We start from the raw sequence: 2,345 nt of genomic DNA on the forward strand, positions 1-2,345 counted from the left end.
TTACCTCCCAAATCTCGTCGGCGTCCCACAGTGGGAGTGCCGCCGCACTGTGGACGATTACATCCGCGTCAGCTTTCTCAATTGCCTCGGACACTCTCTCCTCGTCACGCACATCGGCCTCTATGTATTCAATGTCTTCTGTATCGTCTTCTTCGTTGAACGGTTTGAGGTCGAGTGCGGTTACGTCCCAGCCCTGATCAGCAAAGTACTGGCACGTGTGAAGTCCCAGAAAGCCAGTTCCACCCGTGACCACGACAGAATCATGCTGGCTGCCCGTAGGGTCCATCTGCTCAGTCGTACTCATTATGTCGATAAAATTAGCGTAATGTCTTTATACTTACTATTGCCGCATACCGATGAGCCCCAACACCTGTTTTCGGCCCGACTGATCAAGCGAATTTGCTTCAAGTCGGCGGAGACCAGAAGAGCGGTAAACCCACGAGTCCCTATGAGCACTATGATTGTACGATGTACTCGCGGAGCCACGCGATTATTTCTGCTGTAGTAGGTTTCCCACTAGCCGTTACTGCGCCTGGCTTGGATCACTTCGCAATTGGACGGATTAATCGTGGTGATTGGTCTAACCTCGCCCGTTGTCTTGGAACCCGTCGCGGGTATTTGTAGATCAACCATCGATATTCGAGCGAAGTGATATATGGCGAGATCACCGGTTATTTACTCATCTTCTCATTGGCGGCGTTCTTTCCCGTATTAATATGGATTATTATTGGATGTTTGGCCTTCATGACGGCCGCTTACCATCTATACGCACGTTATTGCGGATCTCTACTCGGATATACGGACCAGAGACGCCTATCTCAGCCAACGAGAGTAGCTTCGCGTGGCGCAATTATACAGATCAACAATATCTTTATTGTCTTGTTGGTCAGTAGACTAGATATTGAATGGATAGGTCATCGCAGATCATTAACCCAGTAACCACAGTCACTGGACTGGTTCGAGAGATTCGCCCGTGGCAATGGTACAAGCAGGGCGTAATGCTCTTGGGAATCGTCTTTTCGCAAAATCTTCTCAATTGGGGTGTTTGGCTGAGCCTCTTGATCGGGATTGTGTCGTTCACAACAGTTGCCAGCGCAACATACATTTTCAATGATATTAGCGATCTTGAAGAAGATCGCAATCACCCGCAAAAACAGCACCGCCCGATTGCAAGTGGACAAGTGTCTGTCTCGGTTGCCGCGGTTTTCGGCCTCATCTTAGCTGGTATCGGACTCGGAGCCGCCTACAGTCTCGGCCCCCTCTTTCTCGCTATCCTTCTCGCCTATCTCGCACAGAACGCCCTGTATTCACTTGTTCTAAAGCAGTTCGTCTTCGTCGATGTGCTGATCGTCGCTATCGGGTTCGTGCTCCGCGCTATCGCGGGAGTCATCGCTATCGACGTGTTCTTGAGCCCGTGGTTGATCGTGAGTACATTCCTTCTTGCGTTGGTGCTCGCGTTTGGAAAGCGCAGGAATGAACTGGAGGTAGCGGCCAACCCACAGCAAACACGCGATGTCTTAGGCGAATATTCGGAGAACAATATTGACCAACTCCTAGTGATGGTGATGGCAACCCTGCTGATGTCGTACTCACTCTACACGTTCTCACGAACGGCCCCGACGATGATGGTGACCCTCCCGTTTGCGTTCTTTGGTGTGTTTCGCTATCATCACCTCGTCCATACGACGAACATCGCAGGTCAGCCCGAATATCTCCTCACGGATCGATCCTCAGTAGTGAATCTTATCCTCTGGGGTATCGTTGTTGTTGCCGTCCTCTACAACGTCCCAGAGATGGCTGTTGGGGTGATTCAATGAAGCGATACGACCTCCAAGTTCATACCGACGCCTCTCCGTGTTCACGAGCCTCTCCCGCTGACATTGTTGATGCGGCTGTTGATGCGGGATTAGATGGAATTGCTATCACGAATCACGATACGCTGGCGGGGTACGATGAGGTCTCCGACCTCGCACCTGCTGGCCTAACCGTGATTCCTGGGGTAGAAGTGACGACGACACAGGGGCATCTTCTGGCATTGTACATCAACGATGAGCCCCCGCAGTCCGACCCAGTAACCGTTATTGAACACGTCCACGAGCAAGATGGGATTGCGATCCTCTCGCATCCGTTTGATCGGTTCCGAGAGTATTACAACACAGATCTCGACGCAATTGCCTCACAAGTTGACGGCGTCGAGGCTCAAAATTCACGCTGTCTACTCTCTCGCTTCAACCGTCGCGCTCGGGAGTATGCTACCCAGCACGACTTAGCGATCACGGGCGGAAGCGATGCGCACTTTCCGATGGAGGTGGGCCGGTCTATAACAGTGTGTGACTCGCCATTCC

Annotated in this window: 3 protein-coding genes; 2 read left to right on the forward strand and 1 reads right to left on the reverse strand. The window is 51.8% G+C overall.

Annotated features, from left to right (window positions below; all coding sequences use genetic code 11):
• The coding region (locus EXE42_RS15140; RefSeq protein ID WP_137706865.1) for an NAD(P)-dependent oxidoreductase at positions 1 to 304 on the reverse strand (304 nt) is incomplete at its 3' end.
• A gap of 601 nt (positions 305 to 905) precedes the next feature.
• Between EXE42_RS15140 and EXE42_RS15145 the strand changes: the two genes are divergently transcribed.
• Complete coding sequence (locus tag EXE42_RS15145; protein ID WP_137706866.1) at positions 906 to 1,817, forward strand: decaprenyl-phosphate phosphoribosyltransferase; 912 nt, start codon at positions 906 to 908, stop codon at positions 1,815 to 1,817.
• On the forward strand, positions 1,814 to 2,345 hold a 532-nt coding region (locus EXE42_RS15150), incomplete at its 3' end, for a PHP domain-containing protein (protein ID WP_137706867.1). The genes EXE42_RS15145 and EXE42_RS15150, both read left to right, overlap by 4 nt.

This window comes from Halorubrum sp. SP3 (assembly GCF_005435195.1).
In the GTDB taxonomy this organism is placed as follows: Archaea; Halobacteriota; Halobacteria; order Halobacteriales; family Haloferacaceae; genus Halorubrum; species Halorubrum sodomense.

Excerpts from the sequence above, each read along its gene's own strand:
- EXE42_RS15145 (WP_137706866.1), top strand. The coding sequence starts at position 906 with ATGGATAGGTCATCGCAGATCATTAACCCAGTAACCACAGTCACTGGA.